Origin of the sequence: Streptacidiphilus sp. MAP12-16, assembly GCF_041262165.1 — a bacterium.
Taxonomy (GTDB): Bacteria; Actinomycetota; Actinomycetes; order Streptomycetales; family Streptomycetaceae; genus Streptacidiphilus.
Map to the genome: position 1 here is coordinate 95,128 of NZ_JBGCBY010000005.1, position 20,311 is coordinate 115,438.

Sequence of the window (20,311 nt, forward strand, 5' to 3'; positions counted from 1 at the left end):
ACGGCCGTCCCGGCCTGGTCGGGACAGCTCTCCGGGTCGTCAGGGCCGGTCAGTTCAGGTCGGGCCCGGTACGTCGCGCTGCCGTAGGTCCTCGGCGCGTGGGCCGGCGAGCTCCATCCGTACGGCGCACCCGGCCGCTCCCGTGCGGACCTCGACGGTCTCGCAGATCTGCCGGGCCAGCCAGAGGCCCTCGCCGGGCCGGGGGCCCTCGGTGCGCGGCAGGCGGTAGCCCAGCAGCGGGTCGTCCAGGGCGCTGTCGGCTGGGTGCACCCCGGGCTGCAGCAGCTCGACGGCGACGGTGCGGGGGCGGCTCCAGATGGTGACCGAGGCGGGCCGGTCCGGCACGGCGGAGGAGTCCACCGCAGCGTGCGCCAGCAGCCGGGCGACCTCGGCGACTGCCAGCACCAGTAGCTCGACCCGCTCGCCGGCCAGGCCGAGCGCCGTCGCGTGGGTGGAGACGAATCCGCGCAGCCGGGTCGCCCCGGGCATGGGGTCGCTCCAGCTGAGCCTGGCCGCCCCGGAGGGGGCGGGCTCCAGCGGGGGAGCGGGTGCCTCCTCTGCCTGGAAACGGCTTGGCTCCAGGTAGTCGGGGGAGGGGCCGCTGAGCTCGCCGCAGACGGAATCGGGGTGCGTGCGCAGCGCGTCGGCGAGCACGTCCGGCGGGGCGATCCGGCTGTCGTAGGGGCAGATCATCCAGATGTTCGTGTCCGCGAGAAGAGAGTTGAGGTGCGACTCCATCCGCTTCCACGCTGCCGCCTCGGCCCGGGAACGTCCGGCCCACACCGGCTCAGCGAGGATCCTCACGTGGGCGTCGGCACGACCCGGGGGGCGTTGGGACGACACGTGGCGCCAATAGCGTTCGAATGCGGCTACGCGTTGCGGCGGGCGGCGGCCGAAGTAGGCGGTCTCGGCGAAATCCAGCCGTTCGGCTCGCTCGCCCAGGGCGTCGCCGAGCAGTTCCAGGTTGGCCGAGGTGGTGGCCGCGAGCACCGGCTCGCCCCGGCGGAAGCCTTCCTCGACGAAGGGCAGCGCCATGGCCAGGAACTCCTGGTCGGAGCCGTAGACGCAGACCTGGTGGCGGAAGTCGGGGTTGGGCGAGCGGAAGCTGCTGGCGGCGTCCCACCCGGCCATCCTGATCACCCGGCGGACGTGCGGTGCGGGGCGCTCCAGGTGCATGGCCCGTCCGTCGCCCAGATCCTGACGGGTGGTCACCAGGAGTCGCAGGCCCTCCAGATCGATGAAGTCGAGACCCGACATGTCGACATGGAGATCCTCCTCGGTCGAGGACTCGGCCAGGACCGCGTCGAGGGCCTTGGCCAGCGGGGTGTGCCCCTCCTCGCCGACGGCGCCGGTCAGGCCGAGGCCAGGCGTGTCGCCGTGGCGGCGGCGGATCACCAGCTCGCCGTTCTCGAACTGCGCGTTCTCGGTGGCCCTGCCGTCGTGGGCCTGGTCCACCGCGACCATGTCGGCGGCGGCGAAGGCTCTGTGGTCGTACTGGCACAGGGCCAGCACCTTGCCGCCCACCGCCAGCGGCGACACCGCCTGCTCGTAGGCGATGATCTCCGACATGAGGATGCCGTGCCGGGCCACCCAGCCGGTCTCGCCGGTGACCCGCAGCAGCCGGAAGCCCTCCGCCCCGGCCTGCGCGATCAACGCCTCCAGCAGGCTGACGGTCCGTTCGATATCGAAGCGTCCGTCCAGCAGGTAGGTCTGCTCCGCGGTGACCAGCACCAACTGCCCGGTCGCGGACAGGCCGTCCACGTCGATGCCGGAGCCGATCAGCGTCTCCCTGACCCGGACCAGCGCGGGGCCGTCGTCCTCGGCGAGGTAGAGGACCTTGTCGTTGGCCGCGATCCCGTCACGCACGAAGGAGGTCGTCACCGCCGCACGCTCGCGCTCGTCGCCGAAGACGAAGCAGAGGTGGTCGTTGGGCCGCACCGCCCCGACCGGAACCGGTCCGGCAGCAGGGCGGGGATCAGGCGCGCGAACGGAGCCAGGGGCTGGGCTCAGAAGAGGGACCTGGGTGGTGGCCACGTGGGCCTCCCTCGTGCCGGCGACGACCGAGTGTCGCGGATGGCTCAAATCTAGGGCGCGCCAGGAGATCGAGTACGCCGCTTCGTGCAATCGGGCGCCGCCGGGCTCGGTCGGCGGAGGGATGCCGCTCGCCGTCAGCCCCTAGACTCGCCCAATGCGACCGGATGCACACCTCGCCGCGACGAGTGCCACGAGTGCCACAGCCGTCCCCGCGACCAAGGCCAAGCGGGTGCCGCGTGCCCAGCGCGAGCAGCAGATGCTCGACGCGGCGGTGTCCGTGTTCTCCCGCTGCGGCTACCACGCCGCCTCCATGGACGAGATCGCCGAGGCCTCCGACGTCTCGAAGCCGATGCTGTACCTCTACCTGGGGTCCAAGGAGGAGCTCTTCGCCGCCTGCATCCGCCGTGAGGCGGACCGGCTGATCCAGGCCGTCGGCCTGGCCGCCGAACCGGGTCTGGAGACCGGCGAGCAACTGCGGCGCGGCCTGACCGCGTTCTTCGCCTTCGTCGCCGAGCACCGGGACAGCTGGATCGTGCTCTACCAGCAGGCCCGAGCCCAGGGCGAGCCGATCGTCGAGGAGGTCGCCGCCGCCCGCCGCCAGGTCGTGGACGCGGTCACGGCGCTGGTACGCCGCGCCGCGCTCGACTCGGTGCCGCGTCCCCGGCGCGGCGACAACCCCGACCGGGGCGAGGCCGCCGCCGTCGCTCAGGCGATCGTCGGCGCGGCCGACGCCCTGGCCGGCTGGGTCCTGGACACCGGGCCCGAGCCGCCGGAGGAGACGGCCCGACGCCTGATGTCGGTGATCTGGATAGGTCTCGAACCCCGCCTCAACGGCGCCCGCTACGCGGTGGAGCCGCGGGAGTAGGCAGGACCGCAGCAGCAGGCAGGACCGCAGCAGCAGGCACCGTCGACGGAGTCGGCGTCGCGCCGCCGCCCGTCACAGCGGAACCGTCACGAAGGTGTGCCCGGCGGTGTTCTGGACCGAGACGGATGCGACGTCGCCCGGGGCGACCAGCGCGGAGCCGTCGAGGGTGATGCCGTTACGGGCGGCCGCAGGCGACACCAGCCAGCTGCCCGCGACCTGGCGTACACCGTCCCGGCCGGTCACCACCAGCTCGCAACGCTGACCGGCTGGGACGCCGGTGACCGCGGCGCTCACCCGCACCCAACCAGCGGCCGGGGTCACCGTCACGGTCATCCGCGCCCCTGACATCGAGTCAGTAAACGACTCAGTCCTGGTCCCCGCGGGCGGCGGCGTCACCGTGGCAGTGACCAGAGGCGCCGGACCGACCGCGCTGATCTGCGGTTTTGTGGCCTGGCCGACCAGCACCCCGCCGCCGAGGACCGCCGCGGCCGCCACCGCGGCCGCCACGCCCACCGTCACCCAGCTGCGCCGCTGCCGCGCGCCCCGCTCCGCGCGGGCCTGCCGCAGCGTCCGCTGCAGCAGCAGGTCACCGTCCTCGGGCCGCCCGTCGAGGAACAGTTCCGGGGGCACCTCCCCGAGAGCCCGCTCCAGGTCCTGAAGCTCCGCGACCTCGCGGCGGCACACCTCGCAGGAGAGGAGGTGCTCCTCGACCGACGCGGTCTCCTCCGCTTCGAGCGCGCCGAGGACGTAGGCGCCGAGGAGTCCTCCGTCGTGCTGCTCCGTGTTCATGCCGCCACCTCCTTCAACGTCGCCGGCTTGCCCGCGTACGACTCCCGTAGTGCCCGTAGTGCGTAGTGCGCCCGGGATTTGACTGTCCCCGGCGGCACGCCCAGCAGCGCGGCGGCCTCGGCGACGCTGCGCCCCTGGTAGTAGATGGCCCGCAGCACGTCCCTGTGGTCGGGGGAGAGCTGGTCCAGTGCCTCCATCATCACCAGCGAGTCCACGACCGTGTCGGCGTGGTCGCGCTCGACCGGCACCGTGGCCAGGGTCTCGGACACCTCGGCGACCTCGGCCGGGCGAGCCGCCTTGGCGCGGAACCGGTCGGTGATCAGGTTGCGCTCCACGGTGAGCAGCCAACCGCGCACCGAGCCACGGTTGTTGACCAGCACCTCGGGGTGCCGCCAGGCGCGGATGAGGGTCTCCTGCACCACGTCCTCCGCAGCCGCGCGGTCACCGGTCAGCCGGGTCGCATAGGCGAGCAGCGCACGCCCGTGTTCCTCGTAGAGCGTTCGGATCAGTGCCTCGTCCGTAGCGCCCTGTCGGGTGCCGCTCCTTGTCCCCGCCATCCGCCCCACTCCTCCGTCGGGATGTGTCACACCAGGCACGTACGGTGGACGAGAAAGGTTCAACCGCTGCGGCTTCCGTTGACCCGTCCGGACGGCCCGTGATCGTGACCGTCCGGTCAGTATCCGCTCGAGTAGCCGGAGTTGCCGCCCTGGGACTGGCCCTGCGACTCGTCCTGGGCCTTCGCGCCGAGTGGGGTGCTCGCGAACCAGGTGCCGCCCACGCCCTGCCCGTTGACCTGCCCGGCCGCGGTGTCCCCGGCGAAGCGGTACAGCGGCCAGCCGTTGAGCGTCAGCTGCTTGGTGCCGTCGGCGCGGGTGACCGTGCCGACCAGCCCGGAGCTGACGCCGTTCAGGGAGACCTTGTCCTGCACGGTCGCGGGCGGCCACTTCGACGCGCAGGCGCCGGCGCAGTTGGACGCTGACGGGTTGCTGGTGTCCTTGTCGAACCGGTAGAGGGTCCGGCCGTCGGCGTCCGTCACGATGGGACCGAGCTGGGCGGTGTTCACCGCGACCAGCTTCACGCCGCCGTCCGCCGCAGGGGCAGAGGCCGGGACAGAGGCGGGCGCGGAGGCGGGCGCGGGGGCCTGCGCGCTGGTGGTGGTGGCGAGGGGGTTGCACGCGGTGGCGGTCAGCGCGAGGGCGGCGATTCCGGAGGCGGCGAGCACGCGGCCGCGGTCGGTGAGCTTGGACATGGCGAATTCCCCCAAGAATGAGGCGGATTGAGTGGAGATGGGCGTCTTCGTGACGCTCGCACCGTCAACACGGATGCCACTCCTGGGGAGTTCAACGACGACGGCGAATTTTTCTGAGGTTTCCGAACCGGCCGGATCGCGCGCGAGACGAGAATCCGCAGCCCCCGGTTCAGGGCAGGGCGCGTGATTCTCCTCGCAGTCGCCGGTCGAACCCGGCGCCGGGGCCCTCCGTGTGGAGGGGGACGGTACGGCGCATGGGGCGCCGCACCCCGCTCGGAAGGAACCGGTCATGCTTCGCATCAGGACCCGCCGTGCCGCCTGGACCCTCGCCGCCACCGCGGCGCTCACCGTCGCGGCGACCACCGCCGCCTATCCCGTGCTCGCGGACAGCGGGCGCACCGCCGCCAAGGCGGGCAGCGGAACCGGCTCGGGCGCCGGCTCGGCCTCGGGCGCTGCCATGAGCGGCATGAGCGGCATGAGCGCCATGCCGGCCGCCGCCACGGTCACCCCCGACACCTCCGGAACCGCCGTGTACCTCGCGGCGAGCCTGATCGGCCGCAACGAGGTCCCGGTCGCCGGCAAGCCCAAGGTGGGCGACCCCGACGGGCGGGCGGTCGAGCTGCTCCGCATCCAGGGAAACCAGGTCTCGTTCGCCCTCAGCTGGAAGGGCATCGCCGCGCCGACCGAGGCCCACGTCCACCTCGGCGCCAAGGGAGTGAACGGCAAGGTCGAGATCGCCCTCTTCGCCACCGCCCTGCCGGGCAGCCTCAACTCGGTCACCGGAACCGTCACGGTCGCCGACCGGGCCCTGCTCGCCTCGCTGCGCAGCGACCCAGGCGCGTTCTACGCCAACATCCACACCGCCGAGTTCCCCGGCGGCGCCGTGCGCGGCCAACTGCACCGCCTGACCCACTCCGTGGAGATCTCGCCGAGTTCCGTGTCGGAGGCGTCGGTGGTCCGGGGTGAGCAGGTCTACGCCTGCACGGCGCAGCCCGGCGGGGGCTACGCCTTCACCCAGCACAACGTCTCCGCCCTGCTCGGCGCGGGCATCCGGCACTCCTTCGTCAAGGCCGACGCGGGCCCGCCGCAGTGGGTCGCGCCCGACGGCAGCGCCGTCACCGGCACAGTGGTCAGCAAGACTCCGAACGGGCAGGGCGACATCCCCGAGCTGGACCTGACCGCTGCCCGCTCCGGCGCGCGCAGCGGCCTGCTTGCCGACACGGACGAGGTGCTGCGCCTCAACACCGTCGGCGGCGTCGCCCCCTCCGGCAGCTGCGACCCGCACCGGACCCCGATCGCCGAGGTGCCCTACCAGGCGGACTACCTCTTCATCGACGGCTGACACCTGCTCGGCGCCGGCGTCCCTGGCGGGGTCACTTCCCCAGGGCCGCCATCGCGGCGTTGTGCCCGGGGATGCCGCTGACGCCGCCGCCGCGAACCGCGCCCGCACCGCACAACAGGACGTTGGCATACCCGGTGCCCACGCCCCAGCGGCCGGACGCCGCCGCCTCGTCGGCGTAGGGGAACGCGAGGTCGCGGTGGAAGATGTTGCCTCCCGGCAGGCCGAGGTCCTGTTCGAGGTCGAGCGGGCTCCGCGCCTCGATGCAGGGCCGGCCGTCGGCGTCCAGCGCCAGGCAGTCTGCCAGCGGTTCGTCCAGCACCGCGTCGAGCTGCGCCAGGACCGCCGCCAGCGCCGCTTCCCGTACGGCGTCGTGGTCACCGGTGGCGAACAGCCGTGCGGGTAGGTGCAGTCCGAACAGAGTGAGGGTCTGGTAGCCCTGGCGGCGCAGGTCGGGGCCGAGGATCGACGGGTCGGTCAGCGAGTGGCAGTAGATCTCCGAGGGTGCGGCGGCCGGGATCGCGCCGCTCGCGGCCTCCCGGTAGGCAGTCTCCAACTGCCCGTACGACTCGGCGATGTGGAACGTTCCGGCGAAGGCGGCGCGTGGATCCACCGCGCGGTCGCGCAGCCGGGGCAGCCGCCGCAGCAGCATGTTGACCTTGAGCTGCGAGCCCTCCGGTCCGGGCTCGGACGGAGCGTCGCCGAGCAGCTGGTCCAGCGTCCGGGGCGCGGCGTTGCACAGTACCTGCGTCGCGCCCACCACCTGCTCTTCGCCCTCGGCGCCGCGGGAGTCGCGGAAGGACACCTCGGCGGTGACGCCGTCCGTCCGAATGGCCGTCACCTCACAGCCCGTCAGCAGTTCGGTCCCCGCGGCAAGGGCGGTCGTGGCCAGGGCGTCCGTGAGCGCCCCCATCCCTCCGACCGGGACGTCCCAGTCGCCGGTCCCGTTGCCGATGACGTGGTAGAGGAAGCACCGGTTCTGGCGCAGCGACAGGTCGTGGGCGTGCGTGAACGTCCCGATCAGGGCGTCGGTGAGCACCACGCCCCGGACCAGGTCGTCGGCGAACGCTTCCTCCACCGCCTCTCCGAGGGGTCGTTCGAACAGCGCCTCCCAGGTCCCGTCGTCACCGATCCTGCGCCGCAGCTCCTCCCGCTGCGGCAGCGGCTCGGTGAGCGTCGGGAAGACCGCCTCGGCGACCCGCCGGGTCCGCCCGTAGAACTCCTGCCATGCGCGGAACTCCTGGTCCGATCCGGTCAGCGCGCGGAACGCGGCAGCCGTCGCCGCCTCGTCCCCGTTGTCGACCAGCAGCCCGGTCGGGCGTCCCTCGCGCACCGTCGGCGTGTACGAGGAGATCCTGCGCCGCCGCAGCTCCACCCGCAGACCCAGATCCGCCATGATCTGCCGCGGCAGCAGGCTGACCAGGTACGAGTACCGCGACAGTCGCGCGTCCACCCCGGCGAACGCCTGCGTGGACACCGCCGCGCCGCCGGTGTGCCCCAGGCGCTCCAGCAGCAGGACGCTCCGCCCCGCCCTGGCCAGGTAGGCGGCGGCGACCAGGCCGTTGTGGCCTCCGCCGACGATCACGACGTCATAGTGGGAGCGGAGCGGAGCGGCGGGGGCAGGGTGATCATTCATACGCCCGTCCTACCAGCCCGCCCGCCTCCCCACCAGCCCCGACCCGGCGCCTCACGGCCTCCCCCGACGGCTGGCTGCCGACCCCGCCGGCCGAGGAGCCCGCCCCCAGCCTTTGACGCCGGGTCCGACCCGAGGCGGCCCCGGGCGGCGGCGCCTCACCCGTTCGGGCCGCGGCGGGTCGCTGCCCGTCGGGGCCCGTGTGAGCGTGGGCCGGAGTCCACGCGACATTTCCGGAGGTCCCCGTGCCGACGCCGTCACCCCGCCTGCGCACCTCGATCATCGCGGTGGCGCTGGCCGCGTCCCTGCTGGTGCTGCCCGCCTGCTCCAAAAAGAGCAGCACCTCGACCAGTGCGGCGGGTGCCAGCCCGACCAGCAGTGCGGACCAGATCAAGTTCGCCAAGACGAAGTTCGTCGCGAACGCCGGCCTCGGCGCAGGTGCCGCGTACCAGTGGCTGTACAAGCCGTTCAAGGCCGGCACCTTCAGGAGCGGCGCCAGCGGCAGGACCGCCGCGCTCGTCAAGGGCGCCCTTGCCGCGGCCTTCACCTACAACAGGCTGAAGGCCGCACTCAACGACGCCAAGGGCGACCCGACGCTGTCCAAGGCCACGGATGCGTTGCAGTCCAGTGTCGACAGCATCAAGAGCCTGCCCAGCAAGATCAAGGGCGGCACCGCCACCGACGCCGACTTCAACCAGGCCCAGGCTGTCGTCGCCGGTGTGAAGCAGGCCGGCGCGCAGAACGGCCTCAACATCACCGACCAGGTGCCTTCGGCGAGCCAGCTGACTCAGATGGTGACCAGCTGACCGACCCGGCGGGGTCGGCCGGCTAGCCCTCGCCCTGGTAGGTGTAGCGCCAGCGTCGGCGGCCGTCCGTGCCGCGCACCTCCTCGCGGTGGTACACCAGTACCTGCGCGGCCACGTCCCCGTGCGCGGGCACCGGCACCCGGTACTCCTTGGGGACGCGCTCGGCGAGGTTGACCGCCACCGGCAGCACCCTGCCGTCGAGGGGGCCGCCGACGAACTGGGTGTGGGCTTGTCGCATGTGCACAGCTTGGCACTTTCAGCCCCCTGCACACAGCACGGCCGTCGCACCCGTATCCTGCTCTGTACACATCCCGGCAACCCTGGGACGCGTGTGGAGGCGAGAGGGGCTCGATGGAATCCACGAGCAAGCGCGGCAGTTGGTGGCGCAGACGGCCCGGCACAGGTGCCCGGACGGTCGCCCCGGCGGGTGCGGTCGAGGCCGCTTCCCGACTGGAACAGCTGCTTCGCGCGGTGCGCGCGGGCTTCCCTGTGGCCCCGGCTGCCCACGCCGTCGACTACCGGTGCTCCTGCGGCCGGGTCGGCTGTCCGGCCCCCGCGCAGCACCCCCTGTCCTTCGCCTGGCAGTCCCAGGCCACCGTGGACATCGAGCAGGTCACCCGCTGGCTGGCCCGCGAACCCGAGACGAACGCGGTCACCGCGACCGGCCGCAGCCACGACGTGCTCGACGTGCCGGCCGAGGCGGGACGCCTCGCCCTGGAGCGCATCGACGAGCTGGGCGTCGCGGTCGGGCCGGTGGCGGCGATCGGTGACGACCGCTTCCTCTTCTTCACGACCAGCCGCTCCGCGCTCGACGAGGACGAGTGGTGGACCTCCGAGCTGGACACCAGCCCCGAGGACGTCTCCGAGCACCCGGGGCTGCGCTGGCACACCCGCGGCAGCTACGTGCTGCTGCCGCCGTCCCGGCTGGCCGACGGCTCGACGGTGACCTGGGTACGCGACCCAGGGCAGCCGCTGCCGGATCCGCTGCGGGTGCTGGAGGTGCTCACCGACGCCTGCACCGCGGTGGGCGCGGTCGCCGTCGGCGAGCAGTGGCTCATCGGCTGAGGTCACCCCAGGAGCGGGGCTAGGGAAGCGTCAGGATCTCGCTGCCGTCCTCCGTGACCACGAGCGTGTGCTCGAACTGCGCGGTGCGCCCGCGGTCCTTGGTGACGACCGTCCAGCCGTCCGCCCAGATGTCGTGCTGGTACGTGCCCAGCGTCAGCATCGGCTCGATGGTGAAGGTCATTCCCGGCTGCATCACCGTGGTGGCGTAGGGGCTGTCGTAGTGCGGCACGATCAGCCCGGAGTGGAACGACGTGTTGATGCCGTGGCCGGTGAAGTCGCGCACGACACCGTAGTTGAACCGCTTGGCGTAGGACTCGATGACCCGCCCGATGATGTTGATCTGCCGTCCGGGCTTCACCGCCGCGATACCGCGCCGGGTCGCCTCCAGGGTCCGCTCCACCAGCAGCTTGGACTCCTCGTCCACGTCGCCGACCAGGAACGTGGCGTTGAGGTCGCCGTGCACGCCGTGGATGAACGCGGTCACGTCCAGATTGACGATGTCGCCGTCCTGCAGCACCGTCGAGTCCGGGATGCCGTGGCAGATCACCTCGTTGACCGAGGTGCAGATCGACTTGGGGAAGCCCCGGTAGCCCAGGTCGGAGGGGTAGGCGTCGTGGTCGCACATGTACTCGTGCGCGATCCGGTCCAGCTCGTCCGTGGTCACGCCCGGCGCGATCACCGCGGCGGCCGCGTCCATGGCGCGGGCGGCGATCCGGCCCGCGATCCGCATCTTCTCGACCGTCTCCGCCGTCTGCACCTCGGGCCCCGTGTACGGCGCCGGAGCCTTGCGGCCGACGTACTCGGGGCGCGGGATGTGCGCAGGGACGCTGCGGGTGGGCGAGAGGGTTCCGGGAACAAGGGGAGACATGTCCGTAATCCTAACGATCCGTAAGACGATCAGTGCTCAGGCGTGCGACCGGCCCTCCGGGGCAGGATTGTCCCTGCAGGGACGCTACCGGGACGACGATCGAAGGAGCACGTCAATGAGCGGCACCGACGAGGGCGTGGACAAGGCCGAGGGTTGGTACTACTGCCTCAAGCACAAGACCGTGGAGCAGGGCATGGTCTGCCCGGCGCGCAACCGGCTCGGGCCGTACGCGAGCGCGGCGGAGGCGGGCCGGGCGCTGGAGATCGCCAAGGAGCGCAACGAGGCATGGGACAACGACCCGCGCTGGAAGTAGGGCCTGTCCGGCCGGACCGGCCCTGACGACCTGGGGAGCGATAGGGCTCAGGCGCCCACCGCCCGGCACCTCCGCTTGCCGCGTTGCCGCTCTCACATCAGCGGCCGGCGCCGCGGGGCCCCAGTAGCTCCGCCACAAGGGCGTCCCGGCGCCTTGCCATCGAAGCCACGCGGCGGAGCCGCACAGTGTCACTGCGACGGCGTGCGCTGACCCGAGCGCTGTCGCTCCCCAGGTCGTAAGAGGGCGCCGGCGCAGCGAGACGCATCGGATTCGGTCAGGACACGAGGACGAGTCGGGCAATCCCGGCATGCCCTTGGCGGCGGGGTCCGGGCCGTGCCAGGGTGGCCGTCAAGACCGGTTCGCCTGCGTACCTCGTCGGCGTACTGCGCTGACACAGCACGCGGACCGGTGAGGACAAGGCACGGGCACGGGGGCGCACTGGCGTGGCGGACGAGACAGGTACGGCGGAGCGGTCAGCCCGCCGACCGGCCCCCGCGCATCCGACCCGCAGCCGCCCGATCCTTCCCCGCGCTGCGATCGTCGGACTCGCCGTCCTCGGGCTGGTGGTCGCCGCTCTCTGCCTGCACTCCGCCGGCTCCGACCCGCTCGGCGGGATCGGGCCGCTGCACGACGAGTGGCTGCTCGTCGCCCTGGTCTGCGTCGCCGGAGGCTGGTACCTCGGCGGGAAGTACCACGCCCGGCAGAACGAACGCCCGATGGGAACGCCGGGCGAGGGGCGGCTCATCACGCTGACCCGCGTCACGCTCATCCTCACGATCATGGTCACCTTCGTCGCCCTCGTGCTGCTCGGCGGCAAGAAGTCGGCGAACTCCACGGCCCCGCCGCCGCCGCTCCCCCCGGAGCCGCGCAGCCCCGCACCGACCGCCTGGGCGCAGCCCCCCGACCTCCACCAGGCGCAGGCCAAGCCGCGCCCGTTCCCGCTGGGTGAGCTCCTGCTGGTGCTCGGCGGCCTGGCGTTCGCCGCCGCTCTCGTCGCCCTGGTGGTCGTGGTTCTGCGCTGGCTCAGCACTCGGGCCGCCCCCGCCCCCGAACTGACCGCGTCACTCGCCGCCGCCGACGAGAGCACGGCCCTCTCCGATGCCGTCAGTGCCGGGCGGCTGGCCCTGCACGGAGAGGACGTCCGCGCCGCCGTCATCGCCTGCTACGCCGCGATGGAGGACTCCCTCGGGGCCGGCGGCGTCGGCCGACAGGCCGCCGACAGCCCGGCCGACCTGCTGCGTCGTGCCACCGAGGCCGGGCTGCTGGCGGGCACGGCACCCCAGGAGCTCGCCGAACTGTTCCGCGAGGCGCGCTACTCCAGCCACACCATGGCCGACGCCGAGCTGCGCCGGGCCCGCGCCGCGCTCGACGCCATCAGCGCGGGCCTGGCGGAGCACCGCGCGTCGGCGCAGGCCGCGACGCAGCCCGCGACGCAGACGGATGCACAGGTCGGCACCGGGACGCTCGCCGCCGGAGCTGACGCCGCCGCGCCGGAAGAGGTGACCCGCCCGTGAGCGCCCGCCGCGCCCCGCGACTCGCCGTGATCCCCGAGGCTCTCGCCGTCCTCGGGCTCGCCGCAGCCGGTGCCGAGACCGCCCTCGCACTGGTCGGCGGGCTGCCCGCCGCGGCCGCCGGCGCCGGGGTGATCGTCGCGGTCGCGCTCCTCGCCGCGCGCTTCGTCCACGGCGCGGAAGCCATGGACAGCGACTACCGACGCAAGGTCCGCCTGGTAAGCAGCCGCGAGCCCACGCTGCGCTACTGGGACGCCGCCATCGAGGACGCCCGCGACTCCCTCGCGGGCTACGAACTCCACCTCCGCCCGCTGCTGCAGCGCCTCTACGCGGTACGGCTCGCCGAGCGGCACGGCGTTTCCCTGCACACCCAGCCCAGGCAGGCGGCGGCGATCATCGGCCCCGAGCTGTGGCCCTGGATCGACCCGTCCCGGCCGCGCCTCAGCCCGGCGGCGGGCGGCGGCGGGTCGGCCCGCGCCCCGCGCGTCGATCCCCGGCTCGCACCCGCCACGATTCCCGCCCCACTGCTGACCGCCCTGGTCGAGCGCCTGGAACAGATGTGACGATACCTCAGCAGACGACACCTCAGCAGCCGACACCTCAGCAGACGACCCGGACCCCCGACCGAGGAGCCAGCCCTGTGACCGCCCTCCCGTCGCCCACCACCACCCTTGACGGAGGCGCGCCGCGCCGCCCCTCCTCTGACCCGCAGGACACCTCCGTCCTGACGCCGCAGCAGGCGGGCGCCCGTGCCCACGCCGTCCTCGACGAGGTCGAGTGCGCCGTCGTCGGCAAGCGCGCCGCACTGGAGCTGGTCATGCTCGGCGTCCTCGCGGGCGGACACGTGCTCATCGAGGACCTGCCGGGCCTCGGCAAGACCCTGCTCGCGCGCTCCTTCGCGACGGTGCTCGGCCTGGACTTCAGCCGGATCCAGTTCACGCCGGACCTGCTGCCCTCCGACGTGTCCGGCGCGCCGATCTACGACCAGCGCAGCGGCGAGATGGTGTTCCGTCCAGGACCCGTCTTCACCAACCTCCTCCTCGCGGACGAGATCAACCGCACCCCGCCCAAGACGCAGGCGGCGCTGCTGGAGGCCATGGCCGAGGCGCAGGTCTCCGTCGACGGCGTCACCCGCCCGCTGCCCGCGCCGTTCGTGGTCATCGCCACGGACAACCCGATCGAGTACGAGGGCACCTACACCCTCCCCGAGGCCCAGCTCGACCGTTTCCTACTGCGCGTGCGCATGGGATACCTGCCGGTCGCCGACGAGGCCGCGATGCTCAGGGCCCGTCTGGACCGGGCCGCCCCCGAGGCCGTGCTGAAGCCACTGTCCGACCCCGCCGAGGTGCTCGCGATGCGGGACAGCCTGGAGCGGGTCGAGATCGACGACGACCTCGTCGACTACATCGTCGCCCTGATCGACGCGACCAGGAAGCACGCCCAGATCCAGGTTGGCGCGTCCCCGCGCGGCGGCCTCGCCCTGGTCCAACTCGCCCGCGCTCGCGCCGTCATGGCCGGACGGGACTTCGTCACCCCCGAGGACGTCAAGGCCGTCGCGGTCCCAGCGCTGGCGCATCGGATCAGCCTGCGGCCCGAGCTGTGGGTGCGCCGGATCAGCTCCGACGACGTCATCGCCGCGCTGGTCGAGTCCGTTGCCACGCCCCGCACCACACCCCGCTCGGCATGACGGCATCTCCTCCGCGCGGGGACAGCCCCGAGACCTCTCCCGAGGAGCGGGTCAGGGCCACGGTCCGGGCCGCTGCCCGGTCCTCGGCCCAGCAGGCTGCGAAACCCCAGGTCCGGCGAGCGGCACAGCCGACGGCCGGGCCGCAGGCGCCGCCCCAGCCGCAGGCGCCGCCCGAAGTCCGCCGCGCCCTCGGCGGCGACGGCGCGCCCCGACCGGACGCCGAAGCGCCCGCCCCCCGGCCGGACGGCTGGCGTCCCGCCGAACGGGCGCTGCGCCTGGCCACCGTCGCCGCCGTCGCGGTCGCGGCAGCGCTGCTCACCGGGCAGCCGTGGCTGCTCGCCCTCGCGACAGGACCCGCCTGCCTACTGGCTCTCGCCGGCTCCGGCCGCACCCGTCCGGCCGACGCCCGTGCCACCGCCGAGGCGTCCACCCGCCGCTGCTTCGAGGGCGAGCCCGTCACCGCACGGATCACCGTCGCCTTCGACGGGGTGTCCGGCTGGATCGACCCCGGCGTCGCACCCGGCCCCGGCACCGAACTGCGGTCCGTGCGGGTCGACGGACCCCTCGTCACCCTCGGCTTCACCGCCCGCCGGTGGGGCCGCTGGTCGCTGGGCATCGTCGACCTCGACCTGTACGACGCCGGCGGCCTCGCCCGCAGCACCCTGCGCGTCGACCTGGGCGAGGTCGAGGTCTTTCCGCTGCCCGCCGACGGCACCTTCACCCCGATCCCGGTGCGCCTGCCGGACCGCCTCGGCGAGCACACCGCGCGGCAGAGCGGCGAGGGCATCGAGGTCATCGGCGTCCGCCCGCACGTGTGGGGCGAGCGCCAGCGCCGCATCCACTGGCCGTCCACGACCCGGCGCGGCAGCATCCAGATCAACCAGTTCGCCGCCGAGCGCGCCGCGGACGCGGTCGTCCTGCTCGACGCCTTCAGCGATGTCGCGGACCCCGCGACGGGACGGTCCAGCCTGGACGAGTCGCTGCGCGTCGCCGCCGGGCTCGTCCGCACGTACCTGCGGAGCCATGACCGCGTCGGTATCGTCTCGGTCGGCGGCAAACTGCACTGGCTGCAGCCGGGTTCGGGCGACGCCCACTTCTACCGCATCGTGCAGACGGTCCTCGACGTCCGCCGCGACCTGGCCTTCCACACCCCCGACCTGAACCGGCTGCCACCGCCCGCGCTGCCCCACGGCGCGCTGGTGTACGCGGTCACCCCGCTCGCGGACAACCGCGTCATGGACGTCCTCGGCGGGCTCGCCGAACGCGGCAACCCGGTCGTCGTCGTGGAGATCCCGATCGGCGACCCGCGCGTCGCGGACGGCGACGCGGTGGAGCAGCTAGCGCTGCGCCTGTGGCGGCTGGACCGCGAGGCGGTGCGCTTCAGCCTCGTCGAGAAGGGGATCCCGGTCGTCCCCTGGCAGGGCGAGACCCTCGACCTCTCACTTGCCCCGCTGCTCCGCACCCGCCTCCAAGGGAGGATCAGTTGACCCCCCACCCCACCCCCGCGCCCGCGCCCGCGCCGGAGGCGGCGCAGCTGTGGGCCGTGCCCTCGCGGAGCCGCGACCTCGAATGGTCGGTACGGCTCCTCGGCTGCGCCATCGCGGTGCTCGTCACCGACCCGACCGCATGGCTCAGCCGACCCCCGATCGACCTGTTGCTGCCGCTGCTCGCGGTCGTCGGGGCGTGGTTCGCGGCCCCGCCGCTGACGGCACGTCCGGTCGCCAGCGGTTTCCGCTGGTACACGCGGCTGGCCCGGCACCGGAACACTGCCTTCGCCGTGGGCTGCGTCCTGCTCGCCGCCGCCAACCGGCCCCCGGGATGGCTCGCGGCCTGCGACACGGCGCTGCTGCTGACCTACCTGCTGTGCGTCGACGCGGTGGCCGCGGGGCCGCCGGGCGCACGGCTCGTGCGTCGCCCGCTCGCGCTGCTCACCGCCTACGGCGCGAGCGCGCTCGTCCTCACTGCCGCGCTGCTGCCCGTCGCAGCGACCGGCACCTGGGCCCGGCTCCTCGCCGCCCTCGCCCTCGGTGCCTCCGGCGCCGCGGTCGCGGGCGCCGTGTGGGTGCGCCGGGACCGCACCTGAGGCCGCGCGCCCAAGCGCACGCCGGCGGCACCGCCAGTCGCCGCACGCGCCTGGCGTGCCGTCAGCTCACCCCAGCGCGGCGCCCCCTCGGCCGCCCCGCGTGACCTCGCCGCGGTCGCGAGCTCAGCCCACCAGCTCCGCGCCCGGCCCAGCTTGCGCCATGGGCAGCTCTGCCCGGCGCTCACCAGCGCATGGGCGGTTGCGGCGCGGACAGCCGGTCCACCAGCTGGGTGAGCCTGCCACGCAGCGCACCCCCACGACGCAGCGGTGCGGGCGACTCCCCGGCGGCGGCACTGACCAGGTGCTGCACAACGTCGAAGGTCAGCGTGTCGTCGACGGCGGGGATGGTCAGCGATTCGTGCGCCAGGCCGCGCAGTTCGCGGTCGTCGGCCTCCAGGGCCAGGACGGTCGCGCCGCTGCGCCGGGCATCGTGCACCCGTTCCAGCAGGCCCGCGCCGCTGGCTTCGGGGGCGACCACGAACACGGTCTCGCCGCGACGCGCCTGCTCCAGCCGCTGGAGCGGCACGGACAGGTGCGGCGGAGCGCCGGGCGGGACGGTGTGCCGGACCAGGGTGGGGGAGAGCTGCGGCAGACCGGACCAGGCGGCCTCGTCGTCGAGGTGCGCGGCGAGGTGCCACGGCTCCTCGTGCTCCGTGCCCACCAGCAGCAGTCCGCCCGGCGTCGCGGTCGTGCGGGTGACGGCGCCGCGGAGCGTTCCCGCGAAGCCGCACGTCCGCTCCAGCCACGGCGTCCCGGCGAGCAGCTCACGCAACACTGTGACCCTGACCGCATCCATGCCCACCATGCTCCCGCAGGTGGCGGCGCTGATGGGAGGATTCGGGAATGAGTACACCTGAAGGAATCAGCACGCCCGCCCGCAGCCCGTACGACCTGCCGGACGTCTCCGGGCTCGTCGTCGGCGTCCTCGGTGGCACCGGGCCGCAGGGCCGCGGTCTGGCCTACCGGCTCGCCAAGGCAGGCCAGCAGGTGGTGCTCGGCTCGCGCAGTGCGGAGCGGGCCCACGAGAAGGCTGCCGAACTGGGCTGCGGTGTCAGGGGCGCGGACAACGCCACCACGGCCGCCGAGAGCGACATCGTGATCGTGGCAGTTCCCTGGGAGGGCCACGCGGAACTGCTGGCTTCGCTGCGCACCGAGCTCGCCGGGAAGATCGTCGTGGACTGCGTCAACCCGCTCGGGTTCGACAAGCAGGGTGCCTACGCGCTGAAGCCGGAGGAGGGCAGCGCCGCCGAGCAGGCCGCCGTACTGCTCCCGGACTCGCGGGTCACCGCGGCGTTCCACCACCTCTCGGCGGTGCTGCTGCTGGACCAGAGCGTGGAGGAGGTGGACATCGACGTGCTCGTGCTGGGAGAGGAGCGCGCCGCCACGGACACGGTGCAGGCGCTGGCCAACCGGGTGCCGGGGATGCGCGGCGTCTTCGCCGGGCGGCTGCGCAACGCGCACCAGGTGGAGTCCCTGGTCGCCAACCTGATCTCGGTCAACCGCCGCTACAAGGCCCACGCGGGCCTGCGGGTCACCGACATCTGACTCGCGGCGGTCACCCTTGCGCAGGTACGGGCCGGACGTCGGACACAATGGTCCCTGTCCGGTCTGACCTGTTCGTTGGAGTCCAGAATGCCCCGTTTTGCCCTGCTTGCCTTCGTCCTCGCCGCGTTGGCGCTGGCCGCTGCCGTCGTGTCGGTGCTCGCGGGCTTCTGGATCGGCCTCGCCTGGATCCTGCTCGCGGGCATCGCCAGCAACATCGGCTGGGTCCAACTCCGCCGCGCCCGCAGCTGATCCCCGGCGGGACCCCGCTTCTCCCGCCTCAGTTCCCGCCGAAGCCGCCCAAGCTGAAGTGACTGTGCCGGCCCGGGGGACGACCCCGGGCGGGACCCCGCTGCTCCCGCCTCAGTTCCCGCCGAAGCCGCCCAAGCTGAAGTGACTGTGCCGGCCCGGGGGACGACCCCGGGCGGGACCCCGCTGCTCCCGCCTCAGTTCCCGCCGAAGCCGCCCAAGCTGAAGTGACTGTGCCGGCCCGGGGGACGACCCCCGGACCCCCGGCGGGACCCCGCTGCTCCCGCTTCAGTTGCCCCCGAAGCCGCCGAGGCTGAAGTGGAAGAAGTGGAACAGCGTGTTGCCGTATGCGGCGAACGCCGCCGAATCTCCGAACCAGCCCAGGATGCCGAAGATCACGGTGCCGAAGAACCATTGGTTGATCGTCGCGTTCCACAACAGCAGGAAGACGATCATCATCCCGTACGGCGCGATATTCGCGAACGCGCGGCGGTTCGCGTACGACAGCCAGGGCTCGATGATCCCGTAGCCGTCCAGACCCGGCATCGGCACCAGGTTCAGGATCCCGGCCATGATCTGCAGCATGGCCAGGTAGCCGACCCCGGCGAAGAACTCCGGGTGGGCGGTGTCGGTGCCGACCGTCGCGAGCGGCAGCAGCAGCGCCAGCCCGAACAGTATGTTCACCGCCGGTCCCGCGGCCGAGATCAGGCTGTGCTTCCACTTCCCCTGGATGCGCCCGCGCTCGATGAACACCGCGCCGCCCGGCAGTGCGATGCCGCCCAGGATGATGAACACCAGCGGCAGCACGAAGCTGTAGATCGGGTGCGTGTACTTCAGCGGGTTGAGCGTGAGGTAGCCCTTGGTGCCCACCGAGATGTCCCCGCCGTGCAGAGCGGTCCGCGCGTGGGCGTACTCGTGCAGGCACAACGACACCAACCAGCCCGCCACCACGAACAGGAACACGCCGAACTTGGCGTTGCCCCACCCGCTCCACAACGCCCAGCCGGACGTGGCCAGGACGGCGAGCAGAACCCAGAAGATCACGCTGATCTTCCGGTCGGAGTGGGGTCGGACGTCGGTGAGACTCATCAGGTTCGGGGCTCCGGTAACTGGGCGTGGAGTGCCGATCATGCCGTTTCGCACCGGGGACGACAAGCGACATCAACACAACGCACGATGGACGCTCGGCGTTCCTGTGGCCAACTGGCTGCCAGGGCGCCCGCATTGCTCCGGGACGCCTGCATCAGCGCGACGTGCGTCGATGCAGGCGTCCTGTCCGGAGTCCGAGCCGGATCGCCGGCTCAGTGGAAGCTGTGCTCCTCGGCGGGGAAGGTGCCGCCGATCACGTCGGCGGAGAAGGCCCGGGCGGCCTCGCCGAGGACGCCGCGCAGGTCCGCGTACTGCTTGACGAACCTCGGGACGCGGCCCGCGGTCATGCCGGCCATGTCCGTCCAGACCAGGACCTGCGCGTCGCAGCCGCTGCCCGCGCCGATGCCGACGGTGGGGATGTGGGTCGAGGCGGTGACCTGGGCGGCCAGCTCGGCCGGGACGGCTTCCAGGACGACGGCGAAGGCGCCCGCCGCCTGCACGGTCTTGGCGTCGCGCAGCAGCTGGTGCGCCGCCTCGTCGCCGCGGCCCTGGACCGGGTAGCCGCCGAGGGCGTGCACGGACTGCGGGGTGAGGCCGAGGTGCGCCATCACCGGGACACCGGCCTGGACGAGCAGCTCGATGGCGTGCGCGGAGCGCTCGCCGCCCTCCAGCTTGACCGCTCCGACGCCGGCCTCCTTCATCAGCCGCGCGGCGTTGTGCAGGGCCTGCGCGGGGGACTCCTGGTAGGAGCCGAAGGGCAGGTCCGCGACGATCAGTGCCCGCTTGGTGCCGCGGACCACGGCGGCGGACAGCATCACCATCTGGTCCATCGTCACCGGCACGGTGGTCTCGTAGCCGAGGTGACAGTTCCCGGCCGAGTCGCCCACGAGCAGCACCGGGATCCCGGCCTCGTCGAAGACGCCGGCAGTGAGGGCGTCGTACGCTGTGAGCATGGGCCAGCGCTCGCCGCGCTGCTTGGCCGAGGCGAGGTCGCGGACGGTGACACGGCGCGAGCTGACGCCGCCGTACAGGGTCGCGGCGGGCTTCTCGGCGGGGGACTGCGCGGGGGACTGCGCGGGGGACTGCTGGGTGGAGGGCTTGTCCGTGCTGCTCGTGCCGGACTGTACGGCGGCAGGCGGAAGCGAACCGTGCTGCATGGCTGGTCTCCTGTTGGGTCGTCTCGTGGCGC

22 protein-coding genes are annotated in these 20,311 nt (G+C 73.0%); 12 read left to right on the forward strand and 10 right to left on the reverse strand.

The features are described 5' to 3' along the window. Nucleotides 1-54: 54 nt before the first annotated feature. The gene (locus ABIA33_RS07790; RefSeq protein ID WP_370078583.1) at nucleotides 55-1,938 is read right to left on the reverse strand and encodes an anti-sigma factor RsbA family regulatory protein; all 1,884 of its coding nucleotides are present in this window, start codon (nucleotides 1,936-1,938) and stop codon (nucleotides 55-57) included. 250 nt (nucleotides 1,939-2,188) lie between these two features. On the opposite strand from ABIA33_RS07790, the gene ABIA33_RS07795 reads away from it, so the two are divergent. After that, a complete protein-coding gene (locus ABIA33_RS07795; RefSeq protein WP_370078585.1) occupies nucleotides 2,189-2,899 on the forward strand; it encodes a TetR/AcrR family transcriptional regulator in 711 nt (236 codons plus the stop codon). A 72-nt stretch (nucleotides 2,900-2,971) separates the two neighbouring features. Here ABIA33_RS07795 and ABIA33_RS07800 read toward each other — a convergent pair whose 3' ends face one another. The 3 genes from ABIA33_RS07800 to ABIA33_RS07810 form a co-directional block, all read right to left on the reverse strand. Further along, complete coding sequence (locus ABIA33_RS07800) at nucleotides 2,972-3,688, reverse strand: anti-sigma factor (RefSeq protein WP_370078587.1); 717 nt, start codon at nucleotides 3,686-3,688, stop codon at nucleotides 2,972-2,974. Continuing rightward, the gene (locus tag ABIA33_RS07805; protein ID WP_370078589.1) at nucleotides 3,685-4,245 is read right to left on the reverse strand and encodes a sigma-70 family RNA polymerase sigma factor; all 561 of its coding nucleotides are present in this window, start codon (nucleotides 4,243-4,245) and stop codon (nucleotides 3,685-3,687) included. The genes ABIA33_RS07800 and ABIA33_RS07805 overlap by 4 nt, the downstream gene beginning before the upstream one ends. Nucleotides 4,246-4,361: 116 nt before the next feature. Then, a complete protein-coding gene (locus ABIA33_RS07810; RefSeq protein ID WP_370078591.1) occupies nucleotides 4,362-4,937 on the reverse strand; it encodes a hypothetical protein in 576 nt (191 codons plus the stop codon). 289 nt (nucleotides 4,938-5,226) lie between these two features. On the opposite strand from ABIA33_RS07810, the gene ABIA33_RS07815 reads away from it, so the two are divergent. Continuing rightward, nucleotides 5,227-6,279 carry a CHRD domain-containing protein gene (locus tag ABIA33_RS07815; RefSeq protein WP_370078593.1) on the forward strand — a complete coding sequence of 351 codons (1,053 nt, stop codon included), beginning with the start codon at nucleotides 5,227-5,229 and terminating at the stop codon, nucleotides 6,277-6,279. Nucleotides 6,280-6,310: 31 nt separating this feature from the next. Here the strand turns inward: ABIA33_RS07815 and ABIA33_RS07820 are convergent, their stop codons facing one another. Next, nucleotides 6,311-7,912, reverse strand: coding sequence for a phytoene desaturase family protein (locus ABIA33_RS07820; RefSeq protein WP_370078595.1), 1,602 nt, complete (start codon nucleotides 7,910-7,912; stop codon nucleotides 6,311-6,313). A 242-nt stretch (nucleotides 7,913-8,154) separates the two neighbouring features. On the opposite strand from ABIA33_RS07820, the gene ABIA33_RS07825 reads away from it, so the two are divergent. Further along, complete coding sequence (locus ABIA33_RS07825) at nucleotides 8,155-8,715, forward strand: hypothetical protein (protein ID WP_370078597.1); 561 nt, start codon at nucleotides 8,155-8,157, stop codon at nucleotides 8,713-8,715. A 22-nt stretch (nucleotides 8,716-8,737) separates the two neighbouring features. On the opposite strand, the gene ABIA33_RS07830 is transcribed toward ABIA33_RS07825, so the two are convergent. Next, nucleotides 8,738-8,953 (reverse strand): hypothetical protein, encoded by a 216-nt coding sequence (locus tag ABIA33_RS07830; RefSeq protein ID WP_370078599.1) that lies wholly within the window; start codon nucleotides 8,951-8,953, stop codon nucleotides 8,738-8,740. A 113-nt stretch (nucleotides 8,954-9,066) separates the two neighbouring features. Here ABIA33_RS07830 and ABIA33_RS07835 point away from each other — a divergent pair, with 113 nt between their 5' ends. Beyond that, entirely contained in the window at nucleotides 9,067-9,780 is a 714-nt protein-coding gene (locus ABIA33_RS07835; protein WP_370078601.1) for a bifunctional DNA primase/polymerase, read from the forward strand. Between the two features lie 19 nt (nucleotides 9,781-9,799). Here the strand turns inward: ABIA33_RS07835 and map are convergent, their stop codons facing one another. Next, nucleotides 9,800-10,648 carry a type I methionyl aminopeptidase gene (map, locus tag ABIA33_RS07840; protein ID WP_370078603.1) on the reverse strand — a complete coding sequence of 283 codons (849 nt, stop codon included), beginning with the start codon at nucleotides 10,646-10,648 and terminating at the stop codon, nucleotides 9,800-9,802. Between the two features lie 115 nt (nucleotides 10,649-10,763). Between map and ABIA33_RS07845 the strand changes: the two genes are divergently transcribed. From ABIA33_RS07845 to ABIA33_RS07870, 6 genes are all read left to right on the forward strand, one after another. After that, on the forward strand, nucleotides 10,764-10,961 hold the full coding sequence (locus ABIA33_RS07845) for a hypothetical protein (RefSeq protein ID WP_370078605.1): 198 nt from the start codon (nucleotides 10,764-10,766) through the stop codon (nucleotides 10,959-10,961). A 443-nt stretch (nucleotides 10,962-11,404) separates the two neighbouring features. Beyond that, a complete protein-coding gene (locus ABIA33_RS07850; protein ID WP_370078607.1) occupies nucleotides 11,405-12,475 on the forward strand; it encodes a DUF4129 domain-containing protein in 1,071 nt (356 codons plus the stop codon). Beyond that, a complete protein-coding gene (locus tag ABIA33_RS07855) occupies nucleotides 12,472-13,035 on the forward strand; it encodes a hypothetical protein (protein WP_370078609.1) in 564 nt (187 codons plus the stop codon). The genes ABIA33_RS07850 and ABIA33_RS07855 overlap by 4 nt, the downstream gene beginning before the upstream one ends. A 161-nt stretch (nucleotides 13,036-13,196) precedes the next feature. Beyond that, complete coding sequence (locus ABIA33_RS07860; RefSeq protein ID WP_370079052.1) at nucleotides 13,197-14,159, forward strand: AAA family ATPase; 963 nt, start codon at nucleotides 13,197-13,199, stop codon at nucleotides 14,157-14,159. Then, nucleotides 14,156-15,646 carry a DUF58 domain-containing protein gene (locus tag ABIA33_RS07865; protein WP_370078611.1) on the forward strand — a complete coding sequence of 497 codons (1,491 nt, stop codon included), beginning with the start codon at nucleotides 14,156-14,158 and terminating at the stop codon, nucleotides 15,644-15,646. Before ABIA33_RS07860 ends, ABIA33_RS07865 begins: the two co-directional genes overlap by 4 nt. After that, nucleotides 15,643-16,242 carry a hypothetical protein gene (locus ABIA33_RS07870; protein WP_370078613.1) on the forward strand — a complete coding sequence of 200 codons (600 nt, stop codon included), beginning with the start codon at nucleotides 15,643-15,645 and terminating at the stop codon, nucleotides 16,240-16,242. The genes ABIA33_RS07865 and ABIA33_RS07870 overlap by 4 nt, the downstream gene beginning before the upstream one ends. 181 nt (nucleotides 16,243-16,423) lie before the next feature. Here ABIA33_RS07870 and ABIA33_RS07875 read toward each other — a convergent pair whose 3' ends face one another. After that, complete coding sequence (locus ABIA33_RS07875; protein ID WP_370078615.1) at nucleotides 16,424-17,038, reverse strand: hypothetical protein; 615 nt, start codon at nucleotides 17,036-17,038, stop codon at nucleotides 16,424-16,426. Nucleotides 17,039-17,085: 47 nt separating this feature from the next. Between ABIA33_RS07875 and npdG the strand changes: the two genes are divergently transcribed. Then, complete coding sequence (gene npdG, locus ABIA33_RS07880; protein ID WP_370078617.1) at nucleotides 17,086-17,787, forward strand: NADPH-dependent F420 reductase; 702 nt, start codon at nucleotides 17,086-17,088, stop codon at nucleotides 17,785-17,787. 87 nt (nucleotides 17,788-17,874) lie between these two features. Next, nucleotides 17,875-18,036, forward strand: coding sequence for a hypothetical protein (locus ABIA33_RS07885; RefSeq protein ID WP_370078619.1), 162 nt, complete (start codon nucleotides 17,875-17,877; stop codon nucleotides 18,034-18,036). Nucleotides 18,037-18,321: 285 nt separating this feature from the next. On the opposite strand, the gene ABIA33_RS07890 is transcribed toward ABIA33_RS07885, so the two are convergent. Further along, the gene (locus tag ABIA33_RS07890) at nucleotides 18,322-19,122 is read right to left on the reverse strand and encodes a site-2 protease family protein (RefSeq protein ID WP_370078621.1); all 801 of its coding nucleotides are present in this window, start codon (nucleotides 19,120-19,122) and stop codon (nucleotides 18,322-18,324) included. 212 nt (nucleotides 19,123-19,334) lie between these two features. After that, nucleotides 19,335-20,279 carry a 3-methyl-2-oxobutanoate hydroxymethyltransferase gene (panB, locus tag ABIA33_RS07895; RefSeq protein WP_370078623.1) on the reverse strand — a complete coding sequence of 315 codons (945 nt, stop codon included), beginning with the start codon at nucleotides 20,277-20,279 and terminating at the stop codon, nucleotides 19,335-19,337. Nucleotides 20,280-20,311 lie beyond the last annotated feature (32 nt).